Raw genomic sequence first — 25,294 nt, 5'->3', positions numbered from 1 at the left:
GTGAACATGGCGGCGCCCCCTCCGGCCCTGCGCGGCGCCTCCCGGCAGCTCGCGCCCGTCGACCAGGTCGCGACCCTGCTCCTGGCCATGGGCAAGCCCGCGGCCGGGCGCCTGCTGAAGTACTTCGAGCCGGACGAGATCAAGCGGATCACCCACTCGGCCTCGCGGCTCGGGGCGGTGAGCCCGGACCAGGTCGACGGCGTCGTCGAGAGCTTCGCCGAGGAATTCGCCGGCGGCGCGAGCCTCGTCGGCACGGTGCAGGAGGTCGAGAAGCTCCTCACCGGCCTGCTGCCGGCCGACCAGGTCGCCGACATCCTGGCCGAGGTCCGCGGCAACGCCAACCGCTCGGTCTGGGAGCGGATGGCGGGCGTGCAGGAGAGCGTGCTGGCGAGCTACCTCGTCAAGGAGCACCCGCAGACCGCGGCCCTGATCCTGTCGCGGGTCAAGCCCGCCATCGCCGCCAAGGTGATGGGGCACCTGCCGCTTCCCCTGCGCAACACCGTGATGCGGCGGATGCTCGCCTTCAAGCCGGTGGTCGACGAGGTGATGCAGGCGGTCGAGCGCACCCTGCACGAGGACTTCCTGATCAACGGGTCGCGCAATTCCGGCGCCGACACCCACGCCAAGATGGCCGACATCATCAACAAGATGGACCGCCAGCAGATGGACGAGGCACTGACCAGCCTCGCCGAGGCGCGGCCGAAATCGGTCGAGATCCTCAAGGGCCTGCTCTTCACCTTCGACGACATCGTCAAGCTGCAGCCGCGCGCGCGCACCACCTTGTTCGACGCGGTGCCGAACGACCGCCTGGTGCTGGCCCTCAAGGGCACCGACGCGGAGTTCCGCACCGTGGTGCTGAGCGCGCTCTCCGCGCGCGTGCGCCGCATGGTCGAGCACGAGCTCAACGGCGGCGAGCCGGCCGCCCAGCGCGACGTGATGGAGGCGCGCCGCAGCATCACCGACCTCGCCATGGACATGGCCGGCCGCGGCGAGATCGAGATCAACCCGGGAGGCGAGGATGACGCGCTCATCCGCTGAGCCGGCCGGGGGCGGGAGCCGGGCGGTGACCGGCCGCGGCGCGTCCTGGACGGGGCGCGCGCCCCGCGCCGCCCCGCATGTCTGACGAGACCGACCAGGAGAGCAAGACCGAGGCCGCCACCGAGCGCAAGGTGCGCGACGCGATCGAGAAGGGCGACGTGCCGTTCTCCCGCGAGGCGCCGGTCTTCGCCTCGATCCTCGGCCTCCTGGTCTGCCTCAGCCTGGTGGTGCGGGGGCAGGCGGCGGCCCTGTCGCGCGACCTCGCCTCGTTCCTCGACCATCCGGGCGGGTTCTCGCTCGCGAGCGGAGAGGACGCGCTGACCCTGATGCACGCCACCGGGTTCGCGCTCGCCCGCTTCCTGACCCCGATCCTCCTGGTGCTGGCGGGGTTCGGGCTCGTCGCCTCCCTCGGCCAGAACGTGCCGCGCCTCGTCGCCGACCGGATCGCCCCGAAGTGGAACCGCGTCTCCCCGGCCTCGGGCTGGAGCCGGATCTTCGGCCGCTCCGGCCAGGTCGAGTTCCTGAAAGCCGTCCTTAAAGTCTCGTCGGTCAGTCTCGTCGTCCTCCTGCTCCTGCGCTCGGAACAGGGCAAAGCCGTGAGTGCCATGTTCGTCGACCCGAGCCAGCTTCCCGAGCTGATCCTCACGACCGCGATCCGCCTGGTCTCGGCCGTGAGCATCGCCACCATCGTCATCGTGGCGGGCGACCTCGTCTGGGCCCGCCTGCGCTGGCAGCGCCAGCTCCGGATGTCGCGCCAGGAGATCAAGGACGAGCACAAGCAGGTCGAGGGCGATCCGAGCGTCAAGGCGCGCCTGCGCTCGCTCGCCCAGGACCGCACGCGCAAGCGCATGCTCGGCCAGGTCAGCCGCGCCACGGTCGTCATCGCCAACCCGACCCACTTCGCGGTGGCGCTCCGCTACGAGCCCTCCGAGGGGCCGGCGCCGATCGTGCTCGCCAAGGGCCAGGACCTGATCGCGCTCCGCATCCGCGAGATCGCCGAGCAGAACGGCATCGCCGTCATCGAGGACAAGCCTCTGGCAAGGTCGCTGTACGATGCTGTCCAGGTCGACCAGATGATTCCCGCGGAGTTCTACCGCGCGGTCGCGCAGATCCTGTTCTTCCTGTTCGCGAGACAACGATGATCCCTCACGACCACGATCTCGCGCAGGCCCGGATGGTGTCCGCCGACGTGATCGCGGCGGCCGAGGAGGTCTTCGCGACGGCGATCCGCGACTTCATCTCGGAATTCTGCCTGCTCGACGGCAGCGTGCTGATCGGCTGGGTGCGGGGCGAGCGCCACGGCAACATCGCCGACCTCGTCGCCTCCTCGGCCGAGCCGTTCTTCAAGCACGCCACCCTGACCTATGCCGACGCCGCCGACGTCTGCCTCGACTGGGGCCGCTCGATGCAGGTGGTGCTCGACATGGAATTCGCCGCGAAGCCCGTGACGGTGTTCTTCAAGCTCGTCCTCGACGGCTGCTTCGTCGGCGTCGCGATCCAGCGCATCCTGGCCGAGGACGGCCCGCCGCTGCGCCTCGACGCCTTCGCCCGCGCCCTCTCGGAGGCCCGGCTCTCCTGAGCCGGTGCGGCCGGCGAATCCCGGCCGCAGACGAATCCCGACCCCAGGCGAATTCCGCCTCCCGGCGAATCGGCGGGGCCGGGCACCCCGCGAGACGCTCCCCGCACCGACGCCGCCGCGAGCGGCGCCCGTGCCCGGGATGGTCCGTGAGGCACGCTTAACCCCGGCCTAACGCGTCCCCGCGCACACACCCTCGGCGGTTTCGCAAAAAAGTCCTGCACCGTGGGCTTGCTGCGGTGCAGCCGTCATTGACCGGCCGCAATCACCCGGACATGACTTCCTTCGGCGCAAATCGGACACCGCAGGAATTCGGAACGGCCCGGGCACTGCGCGCAGCGGAGTGCCGAAGGTTCCACGCCGGCGGGGCAAGACGGGACGCAGGTTCGGGCGGTGCTTCGCGGCGCCATCCGGCCTCGCCCGATGAGGGTACGACAGATGTATTTCTTGGTCGATGCCAGGAAATCGGTGAATGCAGGCTTCAAGGCCGGGTTCGACCGGGAAGGAGTTTCTTCCTTTCCGCTCTCGCCGGAAGAGTTCACGAGCTGGATCGAGTCGGCGACCCGCAGCGACCTCGACGCGGTTCAGGGCTTCCTGCTCGGCGATTTCGACGAGCGGGCCCGCTGCGCGAGCGCGATCCGCCGGCAATCCCGCGCCCCGATCATCGCGCTCGCCGATTCGCGCTCGCTCGAGCAGACCCTGGTGCTGTTCGATGCCGGCATCGACGACGTGCTGCCCAAGCCCGTCCACGTCCGCGAGATCCTGGCCCGGGCCGAGGCGATCTGGCGCCGCGTCAACGGCGAGCCGGCCCCGGCCGACCCGGCCGGCACCCCGCCGGCGGAGCAGCCGGGCGCACCGGCCGGCCCCGTCCCCGAGCGGCTCAGGGTGTTCTTCGACGGGCGTGATCCCGAGATCGACGGCGTACCCCTGTCGCTGCCGCGGCGGGAGCGGCACATCCTGGAATTCCTGGTCCGCAACCGCGGCCGGCGGGTCACCAAGACCCAGCTCTTCAACGGCGTCTACGGCGTCTACAGCGACGGCGCCGAGGAGAGCGTGGTCGAGGGCCACGTCAGCAAGCTGCGCAAGAAGCTGGCACAGGCGCTCGGCCACGACCCGATCGAGGCCAAGCGCTACATCGGCTACACCTACGTGGGCTGAACCACCGGTTTTCATGCCGGGCTGACGTAACGGATCGCGGTCTAGCCGCGTATCCGAGCAGACTGCGTAGAGCATCGTCCGCAGACGCGGAGACCGGTTCGCCGCAGGCGATGCGGCGAGGCCGAAGATCCGAGGCCGCGTACACGACCCCGTCGCGCCCCGCAGGCGGATCAGCGGCCGATCTCCGGCCGGAACGCCTCGCGGGCCTCGCAGCGCTTCACTTGCAGAACGTCCTCATTTGCAGAACGTCTTGGCTCCCGGCGTCCACTGGCCGAAGCCCGAGGCAACCATGTTGGCGATCACCCGGCAGACATACTGCTTTTGCGCCGGGTTGTTGTTCGGGCCGGCGTGGTAGCGCGCCACCGCCAGGGTCCAGCTGCCCTCACGCGCCTTGAGTTCCTTGAGGAAGGTCGTCGCGTACTCGACGTTCTGGCGCGGGTCGATCATCGCCTCGAGCGAGGAGAACTTCGCCCGGTGGTAGTGATGGTTGATCTGCATGCAGCCGAGATCGACCAGGCGCACGCCGCTGGCCTGCGCCTCGCCCAGGCGCCGCACCACGTCGGCGGCGCTCGCGCCGAAATAGGCCTTGCCGCCGATGTTCATCGCGTAGGGCTGCAGCGAGCCGCGGTTGCCGCTCTCGGTCAGCCCGACGGCGTAGAGCATGCCGAGGGGCACGCCGTGGCGCGAGGCGGCCTGCGCCATCTGCTGCTCGCAGACGTTGCCGGTCGCGGGCAGCGGCGCCTTGGCGGCGCCCGAGACCGTGGCAGCGGCGTGGGCCCCGGCGACGGCGCTAAAGGTACAGGCCGCCGCCGTCGCGATCGCCAGGATGGGCTTCATCTCTCTGCTCCATGGTCCGGCGCCCGCCTTCCTCAGGCGCGTCGGGGGTGCGGCGGGCCGGCTGATCCGGAGTCGCGCCGCCCTGCTGCTGGCCGCCGGCGAAGGCCGACGGGGATTGGCCGCCCTGCGGCGAGGCGCTCTGTCCCGGCGACGTCTGGCCGGGCGCGTCCTGGCCCGGCACCCGGCCGACCTGGACCGTGACGAGGTCGGGCTGGTAGCCGGCCTCGCGCACGAGAGCGGTCAGGAGGCCGCCGTCGCGCCGCAGGAGCTCGGCCGTCTCCTCGCGCTCCGCGCGCAGGCTCATCTCGAGGCGACCGTCCTGGAGCCGCATCCGGACCAGTACCTGGCCGAGCTCGGCCGGACGCAGCTGCAGCGTGAGGAGCCGCACCGGCCCCTCCGCCTGGGCGGCGGCGGCGAGGGCCGCCGCGGAGGCTCCGGCCCGGATCGCGGCGGAATCCGGCGGCGGCGGGGCCCCGGCCGTCACCGCGTCGGCGATCTGGCGCAGGGTGGCGGGCGGCAGCGCCGCCGGGGCCAGCCCGGAGGCGGTCGCGGCCGGCCCGGGTGCGGCCGGCTCCGCCCCGTCGGCCGGGTGTTCCCCGGGGGCGACCGGCTTGGCCTCGGGCTGGAGCCTGGCCTCCGACTGGAGCCTGGCGTTCGAGGGGGCCGGGCGCTCGCCGTCGTTCCGGTGCGGCGGCTCGGGCGTGCGTGCCGGCGCGGCGGGGGCCGGACGGTCGACGGCGATGTCCGGCGTCACGGCGGGGCCGCGACCGGAAGACGGGGGCTCACCCGGAGCGGCGGGGGGCGACGCCGTCGGGCTCGTGCCCGGCAGGGACACGCTCGCCGCGGCGGGCGGCTGGGATAGGGAGGCGGCCGGGAGCGGAGTGGCGCGGGCCGGCTGGGCGAGCGGCTGCTGGGCAAGCGGCTGCGGCGCCGGCGCGGCGGGAACCACGGCGACCCGAGCCGGGGCGCCGTCCGGCTCGCCCGAGGCGATCGCGGATGGCGGGGCGGAGCCCGGGGCCGCCGAGCCTGCATCCCCGGATGGACGTTCGGGGGCGGCCGCGCGATCGGATGACGAGAGGTGCTGAATGGCCGGGCCTGGTGCCGGCGCGCCCGTACCGGGCGGGGATAGCGGCGAAGCAGCGCCCGCTCCCGGGGCGGCGGAGGCCGGCCGGGCAAGAGGCTGCGGCAGCGGTGCGGCAGGGGCCGCGACGACCGGGGCCGGGGTGCCGTCCGGCTCGCCCGAGGCGATCAGCGACGGCCGGGCGGAGGCCGCCGCCGCCGGGAGCCGGGCGTCCCCGGGCAAGGGCGCGGGATCGACGGGGGCCGGGCGACCGGATGACGGGACGCCTGCCGGAGCGGCGGGGCCGGACGCCGTCGCGACGCGGGCCGGCGCGGGGAGAGGCTGCCGCAGCGGTACGGCGGGCTGCGCGCCGGGCCGAACCGGGCCGCCGTCGGCCTCGCTCGGGGCGAGCGGGGACGGCGGGGCAGCACTCGACGCCGCCGCGAGACGGCTATTCCCCGGCGGGGTCGCGCGCCCGGCAGCCACCGCGGGGCCGGAGACGCCGAGCGACGAGGCCTCGGGCATGGCGGGAGCCGGCCGGCCCGCGGCCGGTGCGGTCCCCCCGAAGGCGGCCGGTTCGCCTGCGGCGGCCGGAGCCGTGCGGCCGGTCGGCGCCGCGACCGGGGCGAAATGCGTTTCCTGCGCGACCACGGCCGCGACCGGCCGCGCCGCGGCGGCGCGGTCGGGATGCGGACCGGCGGGTGCCGGGTCCGCGACGAACCGGACGCTCCGCGTCGCCGCCGGAATCGGGGTGGAGGGCCCGGGTGTCGCCGCCGGGAGCGGCTGGATCGCGGCGTCGCTGCGGACCGGCCACGGCACCGCCGCGAACGGAGCGACGCCGGACGGGGCGGGTGCCGGCTCGGCCTCGGTCGCGGGGGTCGCGTCCTTCTCGGGAGCGGCGTCCTCGGCCGCGACCGGCGCCTGCGTCGCCGACGCGGCGCGCGACGGCGCGACCGGAGGCGGCGCGGCCTCCCGCGGCGGGAGCGCGCGCGCCGCCGCAACCGTCTGCGACCGGATGGCGAACGCCTCGGGGTGCGGCGGGATCGGACTGGGCGCCGCGGCGGCCGGGGGAGCCCCTGCGGGTGGCCCGGCCGGGGCGTCGCCCTCGGGCACCGAGGCCGTCGCGGCGTCGGTCGGGCCCGGCGCGGTCGCGCGGCCGGCGGCCCGCTCCATCAGGGCGGCGATGTCGGCTCCGCCCGGTCGGACGGGCGCGGCGGGGGGCGAGCCGGCGAGGAGCGCGCCCAGGGTCGCGGCGCGCGGGGCCGCGTCGGTGCGCGGGGCCGGCTCCTCCGGGGCCGCCCCGGCCTCCGGCGCAGGCGTCCCGGCCTGCCGGGCGGCGGATCCGCGGCCCTCGAAGCCTTCGAGCACGGCGTCGAAGCCGGGGCCGGCACCGGGGCGGGCCGGGTCACCGGGTTTGGGGGCGCCGTCGAGGCGCGGCCGCGGGCCCGGCAGCATCGCGTCGAGGGGTGTCACGGGTCGGTCCTGTCGATCATCCGGTCGACCTGCGCGAGCGCCTCCCGCGCCCGGGCGATCGATGCGGCTTCGGGAAGCTGGCGCCCGCCTGCGGGCGGGGCGGCGGGCGCGACCGGGGCTGCGGTGGGCGCGGGCGCAGGCCCGCCGCGGATCTGGCCGGCGGTGGAGAGCGCCGCGTCGAGGAGGGAGAGGTCGGCCGGGTCGAGCCCGGCCCGGTCGACGGCGCGCAGGGATTCGAGGCCCTCCTCGTAGCGTCCGTCCACCACGATGAGGGCGGCCGCGCGGTAGAGCCGGGCACGCGCAGCGGCCTCGCTGTCGGGGCCGGCGAGGCTGAGCGCCCGCTCGGCCGCGAAGGTCGCGGTCTCGCGCCGGCCCTGCTCGAGACCGGCCCGGGCGACCAGCAGGTAGAGGTCGCGCCGCTCCCCCGGCTCGATCTCGTCGAGCATCCGCTCGAGCCGGGCGACGCGGGCGCGGTCGCTGCCGAAATCGAGCCGGGTCAGCGCCGTGGCGAAGCGCTGGCGGAAGTTGCCGGCATAGACCGAGCGGCGGAACCGCCGCAGGTACTGGACCGACAGGGCCTCGAAGCGCTGCGCGTCGCCGCCCTGCGCGTGGATGAAGATCTCGCGGCGCAGCGCGCCCTCCTCCACCAGGGTGCCGGGCGCCAGCAGCCGGGCGAGGTCGAGAAGCTCGATCGCCCGGCGCGGCGCCTCGCGCACGGCGAGCGCCGCCTGGGTCAGGGCGAGCTGGCCGGCGAGGCCGGGGGGTTGCGTGCGGGGATCGAAGCGGCCGAGCAGGGTCCTGGCCTCGCGCTCGCGGCCCTCGAGATAGGCGAGCGCGCCCTGGACCAGGGCGGCGCCGTCCTCCGGCAGCTTCGCGGTCTCGCGCATCCGCCGCAGCAGCGTCGGACCGCCGCCGCTGAGCGCGAAGACCACCGCCGCCCGCACGTTCTCGGGGTTCGTCCACGCCTCGGGCTCGAGGGCGAGCAGGCGCTGCTCGATGTGGCCGAGGAGCTGGCGCTGGGCGAGGTGGGCCTGGGTCGAGCCGCGGGCGATGCGGTCCTGCAGGAGCTGGAGCGTGCGCACCAGCTCGACCGGCAGGCCGCGGGGCGCCACCGGCAGCGGCTCGACGGGCTTTGCCGGCTCGCCGTGGCCCCCTCCCCCGCCGTGTCCGCCGCCATGCGCGTCGGCGGCCGGCGCGGCGTGGCCGTCGCCGCCGGCGCGGGCCGGCAGGGCCGCCGGGAGCAGCGCGAGGAGGAATCCGGCCAGCACGAGGCCGACGCCGAGGCGGCGGCTCATTCGGGCAGCCCCCGCACCAGGATCTCGATGCGCCGGTTCTCCGCCGCCTTCGGGTCGGCGGGGTTGCGCGGCTGGCGGTCGGCGTAGCCCTCGATGCGCTCGATCCGGGACTCGTCGACGCCGCCGCGCACCAGCATGTAGGAGGCCATCTGCGCCCGGGCGCTCGAGAGGCGCCAGTTGTCGTAGGTCTCGGAGCGGAACGGCCGCCCGTCGGTATGGCCGCGGACCACGATGCGGCCCGGCCGGGCGTTGATCACCTTGGCGATCTTCTCGATCGCCCGCACCACCTTCGCGGTCGGCTCGGCCGAGCCGATGCCGAACATGCTGAAGTCGATCTCGTCGGTGATGCTGATCAGGATGCCCTCGCCGGAGCGGCGCACCTCGACCTTGGGAACCGGCGTGCCGGTGGCGAGCGGCGCCACCGCCTTGGCGATCTCGGCCTTCATCGCGGCGACCGCGGCGGTCTCGGCCGCCTTCTCCCTGCCGGGATCCTTTGCGGAATCCTTGCCGGGATCCTTGGCAGGGTCTTTGGCGGCGTCCTTCGGAGCCTCCCTGGGCGCCGGCTCCTTGAGGGCGGCCGCTTTCGGCGCCGCGTCCTTCGCCGCGGCGTCCTTGACCGGATCCCGCAGGGTGAGCGGCAGCCCGTCGTCGGCCGAGGCGACGCGGGTGGGCGCGTCCTTCGGATCGCGCGCCTTGCCCGCCGAGGCCACTTGCCCGGCGACTTGCCCGGCCACTTGCCCGGCCACTTGCCCGGCAGCGTCGAGGCGATTCTCGGACGGGGCCGTCACCGCGGTGCCGACCTTGCCGGGGCGCTCGGTGCGGTGGCGCGGCAGGGCCTCGACCTGCCAGTAGAGCGGGTCGAACGGGTCGCGCGCCGCGTCGCCGCCGCTGATGCCCGGCTGGCCGGTCTCAACCGCCGCCGCGTCGGCGCTCGCGGTGTCGCCGCGCTCGCCCTCGGCGGCCAGCCGCGCCAGCACCGCGTAGGGGTCCTGGAACAGGGCCGATTCCCGCGCCCGGCTGCCCGGCGCGGCCTCGCCGGCCTTGTCGCCGGCCTTGCCCTCGCCCTTGCCGTCCCCCTTGCCTTCGCCGCCCCTGCCCTCGGCCTTGCCGCCCTCGGCGCCGGGCTCGGAGGGGGTGTCGTGGGGATCGCGAAGACCCTTCTTGTCGTGGGTGACCTCGGCGAGCTTCACCGGGTTGAAGTACTCGGCGATGGTCTGCTTCTGCTCCTTGCTGGTCGAGTTGATCAGCCACATCACCAGGAACAGCGCCATCATGGCGGTCATGAAGTCGGCGAGCGCGATCTTCCACGCACCGCCGTGATGGCCGTCCTCGTGGTCGCCGTGGCGCTTGATGATGATGATTTCCTGATGGCCCTCGGACATCTCAGGTCTCCGCCACCGCCGCCGCGATGAGGCGCGTCCAGGCGCCGAGCTGGGTGTCGATCACGGTCTGGTCGGCGCTCACCTGCACCTCGGCGATCTCGGCCGGCGCGAACGACACCGCGGCCGAGAGCGGCCCGAGCCGAGCGGCGAGCGCCGCCAGCAGGTCCTCCGGCCCGCTCACCCGGACGGTGGCGGCCTGCGGCTCGGCGAGGAGCCGCGTCAGGGCGGCGCTCAGCTCGGCCACCGCCTGGCGGCGCAACGCATCGGTCAGCACCGGCACGAGCAGCCGGGCGATCCGGTCGGACAGGGTCGCGTCGAGGGCGCGGAGCGCCGCCGAGAACCCGTCGGCCAGGGCCTCGGCCTCGGCCGCACTCCAGTGCCGGCGCGCCTCGTCGAGGCGGGCCCGGGCCTCCTCCTCGGCCCGCGCGCGGGCGACCTCGGCCTCGGCGCGGGCCTCGGCCAGGCCCTGCTGCCGGCCGCGCTCCTCGGCCTCGGCCATCAGCGCGGCGCGCTCCTCGGACGTCTCGCGCCGGGCGGCCGGCCGCAAGGGCTCGGGGCGCAAGGGCTCGGGGCGCAAGGGCTCGGGGCGCAAGGGCTCGGAGCGTAAGGGCTCGGCCCGGATCGGCTCGACCCGGATGGCGTCCGGCGCCTCGACCGGGGGGAACGGGACCGCCGGGACGGGGACCGCCCGCGCCGGGGCGGCCCGGGAGGGATCGGCGGACGGGACGCCCGGGATCGGGCCCGCCGGCGGCGGGAGCGGCCGGCGCGGGGCGCGGGCGAGGCCGGCCCAAGGGTCGCCGAAGGCGTCCGGCGCGGCGGCCTGCGGCGGCACGGGGCCCGGGGCGAAGTCCGGCAGGTAGCGGGCGATCACCGCGTCCATCACGCCGGCTCCTCACGCAGCAGCCAGCGCTTGAGGATGGCGGCGACCTGCTCCTCGTCGACGTCGATCATCTGCTCCAGCCGCTTCTGCGGCGAGTTCCTGGCCTTCTCGGCCATGTCCTCGATCAGGCTGGCCATGGCGGGCATCCCGTCGGGGCCGGCGAGGGCCGGCTGGCCGGGGACGACCGGCACGGCGCCCGGCGCCGGCAGGGCGCCGGCCTCGATCGCCCCCGGCAGGGCCGCGGCGGCGCCGGCCGCGTCCAGCGCCGCGAGCTCGGTCTGGGCCGCCTCCGGCACCGCCAGGATGGCGCGGAGCGCCGGGCGCAGGCCGAACCAGATCAGCAGGCCCGCCACCACCAGGATGGTGGCCGCGTTGATGAGGGTCGCGGACTGGCGCACCATCACGTCGGCGATGCTGAGCGGCGGCACCGGCTCGAGCGCCTGGCCGTCGTTGATGAAGCCGACCGCCGCGACCTTGATCGTGTCGCCGCGCTCCTTGCTGGCGCCGGCCGCCGAGGCGACGAGCTGCTCGATCTCGGCGATCTGCTTCTCGACCGCCGCCGCGGCCTCCTGGCCCTGCTGGCCGTTCGCCAGGCGCGAGCGGTTGACCAGCACCGCCACCGAGAGGTGCTTGACCGCGTAGCCGTCGCTCACCGTCTGGATCACCTTCTGGGAGATCTCGTAGTTGGTCAGGTCCTCCTTCTTGGAGGTCTCGTTGCTGGCGGTGTCGTTGCCGTCCGAGCGGGTGCGCTGGTCGGGCAGGTTCGCTTGCGCGCTGGTCGGCCGCTGGGCGCTGCGGTTCTGGCTGTTCTCGTTCTCGCGCACCGAGCGGACCGAGCGGGCGACCTGCTGGTCTGGGTTGAAGATCGTCTCGTTGGTCGAGGTCTTGTCGGTGTTGAGCTGGGCCGCGACGCTGACCTCGAAGTTGCCGATGCCGAGCCAGGCCGCGAGCGCCCGGCGGATCCGGTCCTGGACCTCGCGGCTGACATCCTTCTCGAGGCTCGCCATCTTGCCGGTCGGCGCCTGGCCGCCGTCGTCGCCCGACAGGAGCAGGGTGCCGTCGGCGCCGATCACCGTGACCCGGTCGGGCTTCATGCCGGGGATCGCCGAGGCGACGAGCTGGCGGATCGCCTGGGCGCCGCTGCGGTCGTCGGCGGGCTCGGTCCGCACCACCACGGAGGCGGAGGGCGGCTGCTGGTCGCGCCGGAACGAGCCGCGCTCGGGCAGCACGATGTGGACCCGCGCCGCGCGCACGCCCTTCATGCCCTGGATCGTGCGGGCGATCTCGCCCTCGAGGGCGCGGACCCGGGTCACCTCCTGCATGAACGAGGTCATGCCGAGGGAGCCGAGGTCGTTGAACAGCTCGTAGCCCGACTTCGAGCTCTGCGGCAGGCCCTTCTCGGCGAGCAGCATGCGGGCCTGCGCGGTATTGCCGTAGGGCACCATCACGGCGGCGCCGTCGGCGCTGACGTCGAAGCGGATGCCCGCATCCTTGAGAACGCCGCCGATGCGGGCGACGTCCTCGCGCGAGAGGCCGGTATAGAGCGTCTCCTGCGCCGGCCGGCTCAGGTAGTAGGCGCCCAAGCCCACCGCCAGGAAGACCACGAGACCGATCAGCCCGAGCGCGGCGAGGCGCCGGGGGCCGAGCTCGACGATGTTGCTCCACAGCCTCTCGGCTTGCTCGCGACCGGACATCCCCTCAGCCAATCCCGTCCCAGCACAGGCGACACTGCCTCACCGCTCTGTGACGCTCCTGCCTTGTGCGGAGGTTGCGACCCGGCGTGCGCCGGCGCACGCGGCCATAGACGGTTTCCATGATCGTCGACATCGATGAAACATGACGGCAATCATGAAACGTCGCCGACGAGGAGCCCGCCCATGGCCTGGCCGACGCAAGCCTCCGACGGATCCGGATACGGGAATTCCGCGGCCTTCATCACCGGCGCCTCCTCGGGCATCGGCGTCACCTGCGCGGCCGATCGGGGCGGCCGCCCTGATCCGCGTCGCGATCCGGCGCCCGCCCGACACAATCCCGGGGCGGCGACCACGATCCCGCTCCGACATTCGCGAGACGTCGCATCGCTCTCTCGCAATGCAATCCCGTCCGGATCAGACCGAGACGCTTGGCCTAACGTCATCCCTCCGGCCATGAACTCACGCGATCCTGCCTTCACGCGCCCTTAACTCCGGATCGACAATTTCGAGGCGATCACGCCCGACCTGCCGAGCCATTCGCACCCGCCATGATCTCGCGACGCACGCCCGCCTTGCGCTCCATCGGAGGCAAGCTCACCGCGACACTGCTCGCCGGCTCCCTGGGCGCCACCACGCTTCTCGGATGGACCGCCTACCGGCAGCAGCAGCAGGCCGCCGACGCCGCCGTCGCCACGGCCCTGAACCAGCGCTACCGGGCGGTGACCGACGCGATGGTCGAGCAGGGACAGCGGGGGCTCGCGGTCTCGACGAGCCTCGCCCACGACCCGGCGCTCGGCGAGGCGATGCAGCGGGGCGACCGCCCGGCGATCCTCGGCCGCTACGCGACGCTCGGAGCGCGCCTGGCCGACGGCCTGAACCTGCGGCTGGTGAGCTTCTTCCGCCCGGACGGTACCGCGCTCGCGCGCCTCCATACGCCGGACGCCCACGGCGATTCGGTGCTCGCCCGCCGCGCCACCGTGCGGCAGGCGCTGGAGACCGGCCGGCCCGTGACCGGCATCGAGCCCGGGCGGGAGGTCATCGCGATCTTCTCGCCGGTGCCGGTGGTGCGGGACGGCGCCACCGTCGGCATCGTCGATGTCGGCAGTTCGCTCGGCGCCGGCTTCCTCGCCGACCTGAAGCAGCGGCTCGGCGTCGATCTCGCGTTCCACCTCGTCAAGGCCGGGGCGCCCGCGACCCTGGCGGCGACCTTCCCCGACAAGACCCTGCTCGACCCGGCGGATCATGCCGCCGCGATGGCCGCGCCGATCGCCTGGCGCGAGACCGCGCTCTCCGGGCGGGCGACCGCCGTGATGGCCGGCCCGCTCGTCGCCTCGACCGGCCAGGCGATCGGCACGATCGAGGTGGCGCTCGACGTCTCGGACCTGGCGGCCTCCCGGCACCGGGCCGCCCTCGTGCTCCTCGGCATCCTGGCTTTCGTCGCCCTGGCGGCGCTCGCCGTCGCCTGGGCGCTCGCCCGTCACATCGGCCGGCCGCTCTCGGCCCTCGACCGGACCATGCGGTCGCTGGCCGAGGGCCGCCTCGACGCACCGGTTCCAGCGACGGAGCGGGGCGACGAGGTCGGCACCATGGCCCGCTCGGTGCGGCTGTTCCGCGACCGCCTCGCCGAGGCCGAGGGCTTGCGGGCCGCGGAGGCGACGGGCCAGGCGCAGCGCGAGCGCCGGGCCGGAGCGGTGGACGACCTGGTGCGGGGCTTCGACCGGGCGGTGGCCGAGGTGGTCGGCATGGTCTCGGCGGCGGCGACCGAGATGCAGGCGACCGCGGCCCAGCTCACCGCCACCGCGGGCGACACCGCCCGTCGCTCAGCCACCGTGGCGCAGGCCGCCGGCGACGCGGCCCGGAACGTGCTCACGGTCTCGGACGCGGCCGGCACGCTCGGCGCCTCGGTGGCGGAGATCGACCGGCAGGCCGCGGCCTCGGCCGAGCGCTCGAAGGCGGCGGTCGCGGAGGCCGCGCAGGCCGGCACGATTGTCGCCGACCTCGCCGGTGCGGCGAACCGGATCGGCGACGTCGTCGCCCTCATCTCGGGCATCGCCCAGCAGACGAACCTGCTGGCCTTGAACGCGACGATCGAGGCGGCGCGGGCCGGCGAGGCGGGCCGGGGCTTCGCGGTGGTGGCCGCCGAGGTCAAGCAGCTGGCCGGCCAGACCGCGAAGGCGACGGCCGAGATCGGCGAGCAGATCGCCTGGATCCAGGCCTCCACCGGCCGGGCGGTCACGGCGATCGCCGGCATCACCGAGACGATCCACGCCGTGAGCGACACGGCCGAGGCCATCGCCGGCACCGTGCGCGAGCAGGGGGGCGCGACCCGGGCGATCGTCGCCTCGGTCGGGCAGGCCTCGTCCCGCACCGGCGAGGTCACCGCGACGATCGCCGGCGTGTCGCAGGCCGCGCAGGAGACGGGCACCGCCGCCGACCAGGTGCTCGCCACCTCCTCCGAACTCGCCGGCCAGGCCGAACGGCTGCGCGGCCAGGTCCACGGCTTCCTGGAGGCGGTGCGGGCGGCGTGACGGACGTTCGTCGGGGGTGACTGATCGGACCTGGCTCTGCGAGGGGCTGCCCGAAGCGACCTGCGGACCTCGCCTAACCGGCTTCCTTCTCCGCCTGCCGCTGCCTGGACCTCAATGCATCGAGCGCCGTTCCCGCGCTGTCTTGAGGCACGAAGACATGGTCGTGATGGTATGCCGCCACGACGTTGCAGGAGATGCCTTCGTTCGCGAGCGTTGATGCTACCGCTGCGGTCAGCCCGACGCCGTCGAGGGCCGAGAAAACCTCGAGCACGATCCTGCTCATGGGCAGATCGGTATTGAACCCATGCGCCTCAGCGTCCGGCGATGTCAGGATCAATGGCACACCCTCGCTCTCGACGAAGACCATCAATGCTTTATCCGCACACGAAGAGATTATTGCGCGGTCCGTGGTCGAGCAGAAGAAGTAGGGGCCGGCGTCCAGTACGGGCTTCATCGAAGCGATCATCGCGGTGCGTTCGCGGACGATGTGACTGTCCATGATGGTTTCTCACTCGCCTCCACCGCAGGACGATCATGGCGGTCCATCCACGCGGGAGGGCCTGCCGCGTCTCGGGCAACGCCCGACCGCGTTGCCATCGGGCGCTGCTCCAGGTCTTTGATTTTGCCGCATTTTCTCGCGACGAACCGGCATCCGCTTCGTCGAAAGACGCTCTAGAACCGCTCCACCCACGGCCGCAGCTCGACCTCGAACGACCAGGCGTCGCGGGGCTGGCGCAGGACCTCGAGATAGGCGCGCGCCACGCCCTCCGGGGTCAGCGTGCTGTCGGGTCGCTCCGCCGGGTCGGGCCGGCGCGCGCTGCGCACGGCGCCGTCGACGACGAAGTGGGCGACGTGGATGCCCTTGGGCCCGAGCTCGCGCGCCGCGCTCTGGGCGAGGCCGCGCAGGGCGAACTTGCCCATCGCGAAGGCGGCCGAGAGCGGGAACCCCTTCACGCCGGCGGTGGCGCCGGTGAAGAGGAGCGCCCCGTGGCCGCGCGGCTCCATGCGCCGCGCCGCCTCTCGGGCGACCAGGAAGGCGCCGTAGGCGGTGACCTCGACGGCCCGGCGCACGGCCTCCGGGTCGAGGGAGGCGAGCGGGCCGGGCGCCCGGGCGCTGGCGTTGTAGATCACCACGTCGGGCGCGCCGAGGCGGGTGTCGGCCTCCAGGAACAGCCGTTCCACGGCGGCGGGGTCGGCGGCATCGGCCGAAAACGTCGCGGCCCCGGTCTCGGCCGCGAGGTCGGCGAGCTTCTCCGCGTCGCGGGCGGCGAGGCCGACCGTCAGCCCCTCAGCGGCCAGCAGCCGGGCCAGCGCCGCGCTGATGCCGGCGCCCGCCCCGACGATGAGGGCTCTGCGATAGGGGATCATGAGCGCGCCTCCGGGGTCGCGGGCAGGTCGAAGACCAGGCAGGTGGTGCTGGCGGTGGCGCAGAGCCGGCCGGCCTCGTCGGTGAGGCTCGCCTCGGCCACGGCCTGGCGGCGCCCGGCATGGACCACCCGGCCGACCGCCGTCACGGTGCCCGACCCCGCGGTGACGGCCCGCAGGTAGTTCACCTTGATCTCGAGGGTCGTGTAGCCGCGCCCGGCCGGCAGGATGCTGTGCACGGCGCAGCCCATCACGCTGTCGAGGAGCGTCGCCAGGGCGCCGCCATGGACGCTGCCGATCGGGTTGTAGAGGTACTCGCCCGCCGGCATCCGCATCGTCACCCGGCCCGGCTCGGCCTCGCTGAGGCCGATGCCCATCAGGGTCACGATCGGCGGCGGAGGCACGTCGCCGGCGATGAGCGCGCGCAGGAAGTCGAGCCCCGCCATGCCCTGCCCGGCCCGGGCGATCGCCCGCGGGTCGGCCCAGGCGACGCGGCGCTCCCGCGCCGGCTCCTCCCGCGACGAGATGGCGTCCATGGATCCTCTCCGCGCTTCTTTCATGACGCTTGTCATGTTACGGTATTGATGATCGTCGTCCTCAATCATGTCAATCAGGGAGCGGCCGCCGCATGCGGGTGTCGCGCGAGCAGTTCCAGGAGAACCGGCGCCGGATCCTCGAGGCGGCCGGCCGGCTCTTCCGCGAGAAGGGGTTCTCCGCCGTGACCGTGGCCGAGGTGATGGAGGCCGCCGGTCTCACCCATGGCGGCTTCTACGGTCACTTCGCCTCGAAGGAGGACCTCGCCGCCCGGGCGCTGGCCGAGTCCCTCACCCCCGCGCCCCGGGCGGAGGGGACCGCACCGGACCTCGCCGGCTTCGTCGCCGCCTACCTGTCGGCGGCCCACCGCGACCGGCCGGGCACCGGCTGCGCCCTGGCGGCTCTCGGCGGCGAGGCGGCGCGCCAGCCGGCGCCCGTGCGGCGCGCCTTCACGGAGGGGCTTGAGGCGCGGCTTGCCCGGATGCAGGAGGCGCTTCCGGAGGACGACCGGGCGGCGGCGCTCGCGGCGGTCTCGAGCCTCGTCGGCGCCCTGGTGCTGGCCCGCGCCGTGGACGATCCGGCGCTGTCCGACGAGATCCTGGCGGCGGCGCGAGGCGCCCTCGGCGGCCCTTGAGTCAGGTCGGCAGGCTTTTGGTAACCCTGGCGTGACCATCCTGGGGGGCGTCCTTGTCCGAGGCCGGTGATGGTGTTGCGTGTTGCGTTTCCGTGCCTGCCCTCGGCGGCTTTCCTGGCCTGGGTGCTGGGCACCGGCTTGGCCGCGGCCGTCGAGCCCGCGGGGCCGCTGCCGCCCGCCCCGGTGCCGGGCTCAGGCTCGCCGTCACCGATGCAGGCGGCCCCCGTCCCGCCGGGCGCGGTCGAGCCCGCGCGGCGCGAGGTGACGACCGCGCCCGCCCCCCTCCCGGGCGGCGCGACGCCGCTGCCGGTCGGCCCGATCCAGCCCGGAGCCGGCCCGAAGGTGGGTGAGGCCAAGCCCCTTGAGGCCAAACCCTCCGAGGGCAAGCCCTCCGAGGCCAAACCTGTCGATGGGAAGCCCGCTCCGAAAAAGGTCTCGCGCGAGCTGCCGCCGCTCGTGGTGGCGCGGATGTCGCAGGACGCCACCCCGACGCTCACCCCGGCGACCTTCCTCGATACCCTGCGGGCGGCGGAGCGCTACCAAGCCCTGGTCGAGGCCGGCGGCTGGCAGCCGCTGCCGGCCGACCTCGTGGTCAAGCCCGGCGAGCGCAACCCGGCGGTGCCGCTCCTTCGCCGCCACCTCGTGCTGACCGAGGATCTGGCCCCTGGCGGACCGGAGGCCGACACCCTCGATCCCGGCCTCGTCGCGGCGCTCAAGCGCTACCAGTCCCGGCACAACCTGGCCGAGACCGGGCTCCTCGGCCGCCAGACCGTGGCCGCCCTCAACGTGCCGGCGAGCGTGCGCCAGCGCCAGCTCGCGGCCTCGGCCAACCGCCTGATCGGGTCGAGCTTCCCGTTCGGCGAGCGCTACGTGGTGGTCAACATCCCGGCGGCGGCCGTCGAGGCGGTGGATCACGGCAGCGTGGCGCGCCGCTACGTCGCGGTGGTGGGCAAGCCGGAGCGGGCCTCGCCGTCGGTCGAGACGAGGATCACCAACATCAACTTCAACCCGACCTGGACCGTGCCGGTGTCCCTCATCAAGAAGGACATCATCCCGCACATGCGCAAGGATCCGGGCTACCTCGCCAAGATGCACATCCGCATGCTCGACGGGCAGGGCCAGGAGGTGCAGCCCACCGCCGTCGACTGGTCGACCGAGCGGGCGGTGAACTACACCCTGCGCCAGGATCCGGGCTTCGACAACTCGCTCGGCCAGGTGCGGATCGACATGCCGAACCGGCACGCGGTCTACATGCACGACACGCCCTCGAAGTCGCTCTTCTCCCGTGACGTGCGCTTCCACTCCTCGGGCTGCGTGCGCGTCGCCGACGTCAAGGCGCTGGTCGGCTGGCTGCTCGAGGGCACGCCCGGCCCGAACGGCGCCGGCTCGGCCTGGGGGCCGATGGAGATCGAGACCGGCATCGCCACGGGCGAGCGCCGCGACATCAAGCTGGCAAAGCCGGTTCCCGTGACCTTCGTCTACCTCACCGGCTACGCCACCCCGGACGGGCGGGTGCATTTTCGCGACGACGTCTACGGCCTCGACACCGGCAAGGAGACGGGCAAGCCGGCCGAGCCGGCAGTGACGGGAGCGCTCGCCACTCCGGCCAGGGCCACGGCCGTTCCGATCAAGGCGGCCCCTGCCAAGCCGGCGACCGCCAAGCCGATCACCACCAAGCCGATCACCGCCAATCCGGCCGCGGCGACGACCGGAGGCGCGCAGGACGGGAGCGCCCGGGCGAAGCCCCCCGCGCAGCCCGCGCCGAAGCCGGCCGCGAAGACCGCTCCGACGATGGCGCCGGTCCCGGCCGCTCCGATCCAGGCCGCTCCCGCCACCGAGCGCCGCGGCGCCGTCCCGCCGACCTGACCCGGAGGCGCGGCGGCGCTCGCGCACCGGAACCGTCGCGCCCCGCTCGCCCCGTCGAACGGGCGGGCCCGCGCGAACCTCGAGGCTGCCGGCTGCGGGGAACCGCCCTCTGCGTCCGGCAGGAGAGGACCGTAGCCCGGGCCTGCGAAGACCGACGCCGTGCCCACCCCGATCCCGCCGGGGTCCCTAGGCCGGCCCGCCGAGACCTCAAGGATGCCGTAACCACGATCCCCGGCCGGCGTGCGAAACTCGCGCTAACAATGCTGCTTTTATCAGCTGTTGTGGGTCTGCGCTCTACAATGGGTCATCGGATCCGGTCGCTTGCGCGTCGCGCGACCACGTCCTCTCGACCAGGCGCCCTGTGCGCAGGGGAGCACCGCACCACCCATCCATGCTCAACGGCGCCGCACCTCCATCGATGAAGCCGTCTCCCGACACTCGCCGGCCGCGCCTCGCCCGCCAGCTCCGGCTCTTCGCGCGCGATCGCGGCGGCGCCTTCCTCATCGCCTTCGCGGTCGCCCTGCCGGTGCTGCTGGGAACGGTGAGCGCCGCCGTCGAGTACGGCCGGCTGATCTACCGCAAGGCGCAGCTGCAGAACGCCGCCGACGCCGGGGTGCTCGCCGGCGCCAACATGCTCAAGCTCTCGAATTCCGACGACGCCTCGGTGACGAGCGTCACCCGGCAGGCGATCCAGGCGCAGGCGCGCACGCCGGCCGACCGCGCCAGCACCGTCACGGCGACGGTCGGCGACAGCCGCAACTCGGTCTCGACGGTGATCGAGGAGACGGTGCCCTCGCTGATGGGCAAGCTGCTCAGCCTGCCCTCCAGCACGCTCATCGTCCGCGCGACGGCCCAGCTCGTCGGCTCGGTCCGCCTGTGCCTGCTCGCCCTCGACCCCTCGGCCAAGGGGGCGTTCGACCTGGAGAAGAAGGCGCAGGTCACCGCCGACGGCTGCTCGCTGTACTCGAACTCCGTGAGCCCGAGCGGCATCCAGGGCAAGGACAGCGCCACGGCCCGCGCGCTCTCGATCTGCTCGGCGGGCGGCTTCGACGGAGCGAAGGCGCTGTTCACCCCGGCGCCGATCACCGACTGCACCCCGATCGGCGATCCCCTCAAGGACCGCCCGCTGCCGACGCCGGACATCAACTGCGTGATCCTGAGCCCGTTCGCGAACCCGACCGCAAAAGCGCCGCCCCCCGGTCCGATCAACGTGGTGACCGGCATCGTCACCCTCGATCCCGGCACCTATTGCGGCGGCCTGCGCATCACCGAGAATGCCATGGTGACGCTTCGGGCCGGCACCTACGTGATGAGGGACGGGCCGCTGATCGTCGACAAGAAGGCGAGCCTGTCGGGCCAGGGGGTCGGCTTCTTCTTCACCGGCGACAAGGGCGGGCTGCTGTTCGACAAGGACACGACGATCAGCCTCACCGCACCGACGAGCGGCGTGATGGCCGGCCTGCTCATGGCCGAGCAGCGGACCGTCTCCGACCCCGTCCCGGTGCCGATCGACATCTACGTCACGCCGCCGCCGCCGCCGCCGCCGGGCCCGGCGCCGCCGATGCGGCAGTACCGCATCCTCAGCGACAACGCCCGCACGATGCTGGGCACGATCTACCTGCCGGCCGGCCGGCTGATCATCGACAGCAGCCGGCCGGTCGCCGACCAGTCGGCCTACACGGTGATCGTCGCCCGGCAGATCAACCTCTACGAGGGGCCGAACCTGACCCTCAACGCCAATTACGGCGCGACCTCGGTCCCGGTGCCGGACGGGGTGGGCCCGAAATCGGGAACGGCGTCGCTCCGGAGCTGAGGACCGGCGGTCCTTCGCCCCGCACCGGGTGGCGCCCTCCCCCGGTCATTCCCGCGCCGCGGGAGCGGAGCCCGGGACGATACGGGGGACGTCGGGTCGGGCCGAGCCGGTCGACGGGGATCCCGGCTCAGGAGATCCCCAGCCCCCGCACCAGGGCGATGCTGACGAGGAGCAGCACGCCGAGCGACGCGGTGACCGCGAGCGTCACCCGGGCGCCGACCCGGGCGACCACCCGCACGTCGACGCCGAGGCCGAGCGCCGCCATGGCGATGATGGTCAGGATGCCGGCGACCCGGGTGAGGGGCGCGAGCGCCGCGTCGGGCACGAGGCCGAGCGAGCGGGCGGCAGCGAGCGCGAGGAAGCCGAGGATGAACCACGGCACCAGCTTGAAGAAGCCGAGCCTCTTGCGCGCTCCCGCCGGGGCGCCGGGCTCGTCGCGCAGGCGCGGGGCGAGCAGCGACAGGCCGAGCACCACCGGCCCGAGCATCAGCACCCGCACGAGCTTGACCAGCGTCCCGACCTGGGTGCTGACGAGGCTCACCGGCACGGTGGCGGCGAGCACCTGCGGCACCGCGTAGACCGTGAGGCCGGCGAGCACGCCGTACTCGGTCGGGTTGGTGCCGAGCAGCGGGATCAGGAGCGGCAGCCCGAGCACCACCAGCACGCCAAGGATCGCCGTGAAGGCGATCGAGGAGGCGACGTCGTCGCCGTTCGCCCCGATCACCGGCGCGACCGCCGCGATGGCCGAGTTGCCGCAGATGGCGTTGCCGCAGGCGATCAGGATCGACATCCGGGCCGGCAGCCCGAGGAGGCGCCCGATCGCGTAGCTGGCGGCGAGCGCGATCGCCACCGTGGCGACGATGCCCGAGAGCAGCGCCGGCCCCGAGGCGACGAGCGCCTTGAGGCTGATCGAGGCGCCGAGCAGCATCACGGCGACCTCGAGCAGCTGCTTGGCGCTGAAGGCGATGCCGATGCGCCAGCGCGGCCCCGGCTCCCAGACCGAGCGGATCGCGATGCCGGCGAGGATCGCGATCACCAGCGCCTCGACGTAGGGGTGGTGGACGAGGCGCTCCTCCGCGGCCTGGACCAGGCTCGCCGCCGCCGTGACGGCGACGCAGAGGGAGAGGCCGGGCAGGACCGCGATCGCGGTGCGCCCCATCGCGTCAGGCCGCATCGCCGGGCATGCTCGTGGGTGTGGGGGAGGCCGGTCGCCGCCGCGGGGCCGCCGGGGGGTCACGGGCGGAAGCCCGTGCCGATGCCGGCCCGCGTCGGCTGGCCGAGCCAGAGCAGCGCCAGGCCGAGGACAAGGGCGACCGGCGCCGCCGGGGACAGGGTGAAGGGCAGGCCCAGGAGCTTCCACAGCATCGGCTGCCCGCCCTCGGCCATCGCCTGCAGGCTCGCGGCCCGGTCCTTGAACACCACCGAGGCGACGTCGCTGACCGAGGTGACGAGCACGGCGTTGTTGGCGATCGAGCGGGCGCCGTCATAGACGATCCCGACGAAGCCGGCGGCGAGGAACAGCAGGCCGAGGCAGCGGCACAGGAAGCGGATCATCCAGGGCTCCGGACCGCGCCCCCCGCGGGACGCGCCGGACCTTGAGTAGAGAGAGGCCCCCGCGGGCGCAAGATTCGACGGCCGCGCGCGACGCGCCGCGCGCGGCACCGTGGCGGGTTGATCCCGATGTCCCCGCCATGCCACGGCGGCTGGCGACACGGACGAGGGGCGACGGCATGGACGGCAGGACGGGCAGGGCGCGGCCGGAGCTGGTGATCTTCGACTGCGACGGGGTGCTGGTGGACAGCGAGCCGATCAGCCTCGTGCGCCTGACCGAGAACCTCCGGCGCATCGGCGTGCCGATCGACCTCGACACGGTGGCCCGGCGCTTCACCGGCACCAGCATGACCTCGATCATGGCGCATATCGCGACCGATTACGGCGTGCCGACCCCGGACGGCTTCGTCGACGCGGTGCGGGCCGACACCCTGCGGGCCTTCGACGCCGAGCTGAAGGCCGTCGCCGGCGTCGCCGCGGTGCTGGAGACGATGCCGCAGCGGCGGTGCGTCGCCTCGAGCAGCGACCCGCAGCGCCTGCGCCACGCACTCACGCTGACCGGGCTCCTGTCCCATTTCGACGGGCACGTCTTCAGCGCCAGCATGGTGGCGCGGGGCAAGCCCTTCCCCGACCTCTTCCTCTACGCGGCCGGGCAGATGGGGGTGGCGCCTCAGGCCTGCGTGGTGATCGAGGACAGCGTGCCGGGCGTCGCCGCCGCGCGGGCCGCCGGCATCCCGGTGCTGGGCTTCTGCGGCGGCGGACACTGGGCGCACGACCGGGCCGGTGCGGATCTTTTGGCCGCAGGGGCGGTCCACGTCTTCGACGAATTCACCCGGCTGCCCCATCTCCTGGAGACGTGGGGCCAGGGGACGGAGAGTCTGGGGACGTAGAGTCCGGAGACATGGGGTCTCTAGGGTGAGGTCCTGGAAACCCGGGACCCCGCGTCCCGTTAAGGGACCGGGAGCCCTGGCACCGGTTTCGCATTGACCTTCCGCGCCCGCCCGGCACATTCGACGGCGGACGCGGCCGGCCCGCCAAAGACCGTTTCAAGATCTCCCGTTCCAGAGCCCCCTCCCCCGCCAACCGGAGCCCGCCGTGAGACCAGCCCGCATCGTCGCCTTCTCGGGCAACGTCCGCCGCCCCTCCCGGACCCGCGCGCTGGTGGAGGCGGTCGCCGCCGAGCTCGGCCGCCGGCGCCCGATCGACCTGAAGGTCTACGACCTCGCCGAGATCGGCACCGGGCTCGGCGCCACCAGCCGGCAGGCCCTGCCGCTGCCGATCGCCCACATGATCGAGGCGATCGAGGGCTCGGACGGGCTGATCGTCGGCTCGCCGGTGCATAACGGCTCCTATTCGGGGCTGTTCAAGCACGTGATCGACTTCCTCGACCCGGCGGCGCTCGCCGGTAAGCCGGTGGCGCTCACCGCGACCGGTGGCGGCCCGCGCCACGCCCTGATGGTCGAGCACAGCTTGCGCCCCCTCTTCGGCTTCTTCACCGCCCACGTCGCGCCGACCGCGGTCTATGCCGGCGAGGCCGAGATCGAGAACGGGATCGTGACCGACGAGCGCGTCGCCGAGCGGGTCGCGGCGGCGGCGAGCGAACTCGGCCACCTCCTCGACGTGGCCGAGGCGGCCCGCCGCGCCGCGGGCGGGCGGGCGGTGGCGGGGCTCTAGAATCGAAGCAGGTGCGATTTGGCTGTGGGAGGGTCTGTCCTCGACCTGCCCGGATCTTCCGCGTTTCGCGCTTGTATGGACGGAAAACAGGTGTTTTCCGACACCTAAGACTACGTGACGGCACATCAAAGGGCTGCCTGCGATCCGATGCGAAATTTCTCGAAACTAACTTGATGCCTTAGAGTATGGTTTCGATGTACACGGAGCGCTCGCCAGATCCATGCTCGCACTCGTCGTCATAGACATGCAACGATGGATGTTTCGTACGTCCGAAAGGCTAGCTCAGGTGGGCAGTATGCTTCCCGCCATCAATGACTTGGCTTCGCGTTTCACGCAGGCAAATTTGCCCATCTACGATGTCGTTACGATCCATCAGCCAGACAGGAGCACTTAGTCCCGTTTGATGCTTAAGTATGATTACTCGTGCCTCATTGAAGGAACACCGGATGCTGAGCCTGTCGAGGGCTACGAGGCACCACCTTCCGCCACCCGTATCGTGAAAACGCAGAACAGTGCGTTTCTCCATACTGAGTTTGAGGCGGCACTGCGCGCCGACGGTGTAACCAAACTCCTGTTAACAGGTGTCTTCATGGACGGTTGTGTAGGGTTAACTGCAGCCGATGCGGCGCAACGCCGATTTGAAGTCGCTTGTATCTCCAACGGGATCGGACACGTTGATGTGAAGATGCGCCGATCTATGGAGGAGTGGCTCCACCAAATGTACGAAATCAACCAAGTTCAGTCCGTGGACACCCCACTCTGAACGCCTTCTTCCCGCCCGGAGCGACCGCTTCGAGTAGAACTGGGGCAGAATGGCGGTGGAGATCAGGATGGTTTCGCCCAGCGAACTGGACTTCGTGAGGAGCTTGGAAGAGCAGTTGCATGATCCCGACATTCGTAGCACGCCAGGTAGGTAATTACCCAGGGGGGTGTCGG

22 protein-coding genes are annotated in these 25,294 nt (G+C 73.3%); 11 read left to right on the top strand and 11 right to left on the bottom strand.

Annotated features, from left to right (window positions below):
- The first annotated feature begins 6 nt into the window (after positions 1-6).
- From DK419_RS10050 to DK419_RS10035, 4 genes are all read left to right on the top strand, one after another.
- The gene (locus tag DK419_RS10050) at positions 7-1,038 is read left to right on the top strand and encodes a flagellar motor switch protein FliG (protein WP_109958957.1); all 1,032 of its coding nucleotides are present in this window, start codon (positions 7-9) and stop codon (positions 1,036-1,038) included.
- 77 nt (positions 1,039-1,115) lie between these two features.
- Positions 1,116-2,180 carry a flagellar biosynthesis protein FlhB gene (gene flhB, locus DK419_RS10045; protein ID WP_109958956.1) on the top strand — a complete coding sequence of 355 codons (1,065 nt, stop codon included), beginning with the start codon at positions 1,116-1,118 and terminating at the stop codon, positions 2,178-2,180.
- Entirely contained in the window at positions 2,177-2,617 is a 441-nt protein-coding gene (locus tag DK419_RS10040; protein ID WP_109958955.1) for a hypothetical protein, read from the top strand. Before flhB ends, DK419_RS10040 begins: the two co-directional genes overlap by 4 nt.
- A gap of 435 nt (positions 2,618-3,052) precedes the next feature.
- A complete protein-coding gene (locus DK419_RS10035; protein WP_109958954.1) occupies positions 3,053-3,772 on the top strand; it encodes a response regulator transcription factor in 720 nt (239 codons plus the stop codon).
- A 234-nt stretch (positions 3,773-4,006) separates the two neighbouring features.
- Here the strand turns inward: DK419_RS10035 and DK419_RS10030 are convergent, their stop codons facing one another.
- The 6 genes from DK419_RS10030 to fliF are packed head-to-tail and all read right to left on the bottom strand — an operon-like array spanning position 4,007 to position 12,393.
- Positions 4,007-4,609, bottom strand: coding sequence for a transglycosylase SLT domain-containing protein (locus DK419_RS10030; protein WP_109958953.1), 603 nt, complete (start codon positions 4,607-4,609; stop codon positions 4,007-4,009).
- Positions 4,563-7,142: a flagellar hook-length control protein FliK gene (fliK, locus tag DK419_RS10025; protein ID WP_109958952.1), complete on the bottom strand. Its 2,580-nt coding sequence runs from the start codon at positions 7,140-7,142 to the stop codon at positions 4,563-4,565. Before fliK ends, DK419_RS10030 begins: the two co-directional genes overlap by 47 nt.
- Complete coding sequence (locus tag DK419_RS10020; protein ID WP_109958951.1) at positions 7,139-8,437, bottom strand: chemotaxis protein MotC; 1,299 nt, start codon at positions 8,435-8,437, stop codon at positions 7,139-7,141. Before DK419_RS10020 ends, fliK begins: the two co-directional genes overlap by 4 nt.
- Complete coding sequence (locus DK419_RS10015) at positions 8,434-9,819, bottom strand: MotB family protein (protein WP_109958950.1); 1,386 nt, start codon at positions 9,817-9,819, stop codon at positions 8,434-8,436. The genes DK419_RS10020 and DK419_RS10015 overlap by 4 nt, the downstream gene beginning before the upstream one ends.
- Before the next feature lies 1 nt (position 9,820).
- Entirely contained in the window at positions 9,821-10,699 is an 879-nt protein-coding gene (locus DK419_RS10010; protein ID WP_109958949.1) for a hypothetical protein, read from the bottom strand.
- Positions 10,699-12,393: a flagellar basal-body MS-ring/collar protein FliF gene (gene fliF, locus DK419_RS10005; RefSeq protein ID WP_109958948.1), complete on the bottom strand. Its 1,695-nt coding sequence runs from the start codon at positions 12,391-12,393 to the stop codon at positions 10,699-10,701. Before fliF ends, DK419_RS10010 begins: the two co-directional genes overlap by 1 nt.
- A gap of 572 nt (positions 12,394-12,965) precedes the next feature.
- On the opposite strand from fliF, the gene DK419_RS10000 reads away from it, so the two are divergent.
- A complete protein-coding gene (locus DK419_RS10000; RefSeq protein ID WP_245442891.1) occupies positions 12,966-14,921 on the top strand; it encodes a methyl-accepting chemotaxis protein in 1,956 nt (651 codons plus the stop codon).
- A 73-nt stretch (positions 14,922-14,994) separates the two neighbouring features.
- On the opposite strand, the gene DK419_RS09995 is transcribed toward DK419_RS10000, so the two are convergent.
- From DK419_RS09995 to DK419_RS09985, 3 genes are all read right to left on the bottom strand, one after another.
- Positions 14,995-15,420, bottom strand: coding sequence for an ACT domain-containing protein (locus DK419_RS09995; RefSeq protein WP_109958946.1), 426 nt, complete (start codon positions 15,418-15,420; stop codon positions 14,995-14,997).
- Positions 15,421-15,593: 173 nt separating this feature from the next.
- Positions 15,594-16,289 (bottom strand): SDR family NAD(P)-dependent oxidoreductase, encoded by a 696-nt coding sequence (locus DK419_RS09990; protein WP_109958945.1) that lies wholly within the window; start codon positions 16,287-16,289, stop codon positions 15,594-15,596.
- Positions 16,286-16,822, bottom strand: coding sequence for a PaaI family thioesterase (locus DK419_RS09985; protein WP_109958944.1), 537 nt, complete (start codon positions 16,820-16,822; stop codon positions 16,286-16,288). The genes DK419_RS09990 and DK419_RS09985 overlap by 4 nt, the downstream gene beginning before the upstream one ends.
- 92 nt (positions 16,823-16,914) lie before the next feature.
- On the opposite strand from DK419_RS09985, the gene DK419_RS09980 reads away from it, so the two are divergent.
- The 3 genes from DK419_RS09980 (at position 16,915) to DK419_RS09970 (ending at position 21,133) form a co-directional block, all read left to right on the top strand.
- Positions 16,915-17,454, top strand: coding sequence for a TetR family transcriptional regulator (locus DK419_RS09980; protein WP_109958943.1), 540 nt, complete (start codon positions 16,915-16,917; stop codon positions 17,452-17,454).
- A 69-nt stretch (positions 17,455-17,523) separates the two neighbouring features.
- Positions 17,524-19,320 carry a L,D-transpeptidase family protein gene (locus DK419_RS09975; protein WP_109958942.1) on the top strand — a complete coding sequence of 599 codons (1,797 nt, stop codon included), beginning with the start codon at positions 17,524-17,526 and terminating at the stop codon, positions 19,318-19,320.
- 418 nt (positions 19,321-19,738) lie between these two features.
- A complete protein-coding gene (locus DK419_RS09970; protein WP_109962224.1) occupies positions 19,739-21,133 on the top strand; it encodes a TadE/TadG family type IV pilus assembly protein in 1,395 nt (464 codons plus the stop codon).
- Positions 21,134-21,260: 127 nt separating this feature from the next.
- Here DK419_RS09970 and DK419_RS09965 read toward each other — a convergent pair whose 3' ends face one another.
- Together DK419_RS09965 and DK419_RS09960 are read right to left on the bottom strand one after the other, a co-directional pair.
- A complete protein-coding gene (locus tag DK419_RS09965) occupies positions 21,261-22,307 on the bottom strand; it encodes a YeiH family protein (RefSeq protein ID WP_109958941.1) in 1,047 nt (348 codons plus the stop codon).
- A gap of 59 nt (positions 22,308-22,366) precedes the next feature.
- Positions 22,367-22,687: a PetM family of cytochrome b6f complex subunit 7 gene (locus DK419_RS09960; protein WP_109958940.1), complete on the bottom strand. Its 321-nt coding sequence runs from the start codon at positions 22,685-22,687 to the stop codon at positions 22,367-22,369.
- A 176-nt stretch (positions 22,688-22,863) separates the two neighbouring features.
- Here DK419_RS09960 and DK419_RS09955 point away from each other — a divergent pair, with 176 nt between their 5' ends.
- The 3 genes from DK419_RS09955 (at position 22,864) to DK419_RS09940 (ending at position 25,121) form a co-directional block, all read left to right on the top strand.
- On the top strand, positions 22,864-23,574 hold the full coding sequence (locus DK419_RS09955; RefSeq protein ID WP_109958939.1) for an HAD family hydrolase: 711 nt from the start codon (positions 22,864-22,866) through the stop codon (positions 23,572-23,574).
- Positions 23,575-23,779: 205 nt separating this feature from the next.
- Positions 23,780-24,358, top strand: coding sequence for an FMN reductase (gene msuE, locus DK419_RS09950; RefSeq protein WP_109958938.1), 579 nt, complete (start codon positions 23,780-23,782; stop codon positions 24,356-24,358).
- Between the two features lie 403 nt (positions 24,359-24,761).
- Complete coding sequence (locus DK419_RS09940; protein WP_109958936.1) at positions 24,762-25,121, top strand: cysteine hydrolase family protein; 360 nt, start codon at positions 24,762-24,764, stop codon at positions 25,119-25,121.
- The last annotated feature ends 173 nt before the right edge of the window (positions 25,122-25,294 follow it).

Source organism: Methylobacterium terrae (assembly GCF_003173755.1).
GTDB classification, from domain to species: domain Bacteria; phylum Pseudomonadota; class Alphaproteobacteria; order Rhizobiales; family Beijerinckiaceae; genus Methylobacterium; species Methylobacterium terrae.
The sequence above is the reverse complement of the archived record's forward strand: the minus strand, read 5'-3'. Positions and strand labels throughout refer to the sequence as shown.